The 2,583-nt window shown below is 68.8% G+C and carries 3 protein-coding genes and 1 pseudogene; 2 read left to right on the plus strand and 2 right to left on the minus strand.

Features of this window, described 5'->3' with window-relative positions; genetic code table 11:
* Window positions 1-140 precede the first annotated feature (140 nt).
* Window positions 141-773 carry a class I SAM-dependent methyltransferase gene (locus tag VIM26_RS08410; RefSeq protein ID WP_331950082.1) on the plus strand — a complete coding sequence of 211 codons (633 nt, stop codon included), beginning with the start codon at window positions 141-143 and terminating at the stop codon, window positions 771-773.
* A gap of 60 nt (window positions 774-833) precedes the next feature.
* On the opposite strand, the gene VIM26_RS08415 is transcribed toward VIM26_RS08410, so the two are convergent.
* Complete coding sequence (locus VIM26_RS08415) at window positions 834-1,289, minus strand: peroxiredoxin (protein WP_331950084.1); 456 nt, start codon at window positions 1,287-1,289, stop codon at window positions 834-836.
* Window positions 1,286-1,720, minus strand: coding sequence for a DUF3052 domain-containing protein (locus tag VIM26_RS08420; RefSeq protein WP_414696460.1), 435 nt, complete (start codon window positions 1,718-1,720; stop codon window positions 1,286-1,288). The genes VIM26_RS08415 and VIM26_RS08420 overlap by 4 nt, the downstream gene beginning before the upstream one ends.
* Window positions 1,721-1,825: 105 nt before the next feature.
* Here VIM26_RS08420 and VIM26_RS08425 point away from each other — a divergent pair.
* Window positions 1,826-2,583, plus strand: a pseudogene (locus VIM26_RS08425) (pyruvate dehydrogenase (acetyl-transferring), homodimeric type); the annotation flags it as partial.

The following is a 2,583-nucleotide window of genomic DNA, read 5'->3' on the forward strand; positions in this document are numbered from 1 at the left end:
ATGGTGCGCGCCGAGACGCGCCGTCCGGACGAACGCGACTTCGACGAGACTCGGGGCCCGGCAGTCGAACAGACGCCACGCACACCTGAGCAGGACCGCGCGGCCAAGCTTACCGACCGATACGGCCGCGCGGTGGGTCGATGAGAGCCGAGCAATGGGACGAGCGCTACCGCTCGGCCGAGCTGGTGTGGGGGACGCACCCCAACCGTTGGGTTGCGCGCGAACTCGCCGACCTGCCGCCGGGACGAGCCCTGGACCTGGCCTGCGGCGAGGGCCGCAACGCACTCTGGCTGGCTGCCCGCGGCTGGCGGGTGAGCGCGGTCGAATTCTCCGCCGTCGCCCTCGAGAAGGCCCGCACCCTGGAATCACGCCAGGAGCCCGCCGCACCCCGCGTCACCTGGGTGCACGGCGACGCGACGACCTACCGGCCAGACGAGCCGGTCGACCTCACGCTCCTGTGTTACCTGCACCTCGCGCCGGCCGAGTGGAGAGCGACGCTGACGGGTGCCGCGGACGCACTGGCTCGCGGCGGCACGCTGCTCGTCATCGGCCATGATTCGACGAACATCGCGGACGGCGTCGGCGGACCCCAGGATGCGACGGTCCTGTTCACCGCGGCGGACGTCGTAGCAGATCTGTCCGGCGCCGGCCTGGTGATCGACCGCGCGGAGGCGGTGCACCGGCCCGTCGAGGGCACGGACCGTCCCGCGATCGACGCCCTGGTGCGCGCCCACCGGCCCACCATGATCAACAGCGCCGAACGGTCGCTATAGCGACCACCAACTGCTGTTGATCACCGAGGATGGGAGTGGACGAAACCGGCGCTCCGGCAGCTACAACTTGGCGATCGCGTCGCGCCAGTCCTGGGCGTCGCGGCCCTCGCCCGCCTTGTTCATCTCGGCGAAGCGGACGATGCCGTCCTTGTCGACGAGGAACGTGCCGCGGTTGGCGAACCCCGTGACCTCGTTGAAGACGCCGTAGCTCTGGGCGACCGCGCCGTGCGGCCAGAAGTCCGACAGCAGCGGGAACTCAAAGCCCTCACGCTCGCTGAATACCTTCTGCGAGTAGGCCGAGTCGACGCTGATCGACACGACCTGTACCTCGTCGTTCTGGTACGCCGGCAGGTCGTCGCGCACCGCGCACAGCTCGCCGGTGCAGATGCCGGTGAAGGCGAGCGGGTAGAAGATCACCAGCAGCGCACGCGACCCGCGGAACGCCGAGAGGGTGACCTCCTCGTTGTTCTGATCGCGCAGCGTGAAGTCCGGAGCCTCGTCGCCGACCTCGATCATCGCTTCGCTCCGCTCGACTTGCGCCCAGCGAGCCGGGCGGCAGACCACTCCGTTCCCGCGGTGGTGATCGAGGTCTGCGACAGTCCCGCGACCGACGCCGCTTCGGCAATGTCGGACGGCTCGACGTAGGCGGCCCGCCCCCGCTTGGGCGTCAGCAGCCAGATGAACCCGTCGTCGGCGAGCGGCCCGATTGCGTCGACCAGCAGGTCGCCGAGATCACCGTCGTCCTCCCGGTACCAGACCAGCACGACATCGACGACCTCGTCGGAGTCCTCGGTGACGAGGTCTCCGCCCGTGCAGTCCTCGATCAGGCCACGCAGGTCGTCATCGACGTCGTCGTCGTAGCCGATCTCCATCACGATCATCGAGGGCTTGAGGCCCATCCGCTCTGCAACACCCGGTCCGTTCCCGGACGGTGGGGTCGTGCTCACGGCGACATCCTCCTGAGGCTTCGATTGGCTGAGGCAATCCAGCATTACCTCGCGGTAACTCTCCTGGTGACCCTAGCGGCTCGGGGTTGGTGGACACTGGAGGGCGTGACCCGAGACCGATTCAACATCATCACTGACGGGCTGCCCAGCCAGCTGCCGGACATCGACCCCGAAGAGACACGGGAGTGGATTGAGTCGTTCGACGCGGCCGTCGACTCCGACGGTCGCCAACGGGCGCGGTTCCTCATCCTCAAGCTGCTCGAGCGCGCCCGCGAACGCCAGGTCGGCGTGCCCGCACTGCGCAGCACCGACTACATCAACACGATCCCGCCCGAGCGCGAGCCGTGGTTCCCGGGCGATGAGGACATCGAGCGCCGCATCCGCGCCTACATCCGCTGGAACGCCGCGATCATGGTGACGCGCGCGAACATGACGGTCGGCGTCGGCGGGCACATCGCCACCTACGCGAGCGCGGCGTCGCTGTACGAGGTCGGCTACAACCACTTCTTCCGCGGCAAGGACCTCGCCAGCGGAACGGGCGACCAGATCTACTTCCAGGGGCACGCCGCGCCGGGCATCTACGCTCGCGCCTACCTCGAGGGTCGCCTCACCGAGCGGCACCTCGACGGCTTCCGTCAGGAGAAGTCGCACGCCCCCTACGGCCTGTCGTCCTACCCGCACCCGCGGCTCATGCCGGAGTTCTGGGAGTTCCCGACCGTGTCGATGGGCCTGGGCCCGATCGGCGCCATCTACCAGGCGCGGTTCAACCGCTACCTGCACGCCCGTGGGCTCGCCGACACGTCGACCTCGCACGTGTGGGCCTTCCTCGGCGACGGCGAGATGGACGAGATCGAGTCGCTCGG

The organism is Pengzhenrongella sp., from assembly GCF_036565025.1.
Classification (GTDB): Bacteria; Actinomycetota; Actinomycetes; order Actinomycetales; family Cellulomonadaceae; genus Pengzhenrongella.

Bases quoted from the DNA above. Each gene is read 5' to 3' on its own strand.
- VIM26_RS08415 (WP_331950084.1), bottom strand. From the start codon at position 1,289: ATGATCGAGGTCGGCGACGAGGCTCCGGACTTCACGCTGCGCGATCAG.
- VIM26_RS08410 (WP_331950082.1), top strand. From the start codon at position 141: ATGAGAGCCGAGCAATGGGACGAGCGCTACCGCTCGGCCGAGCTGGTG.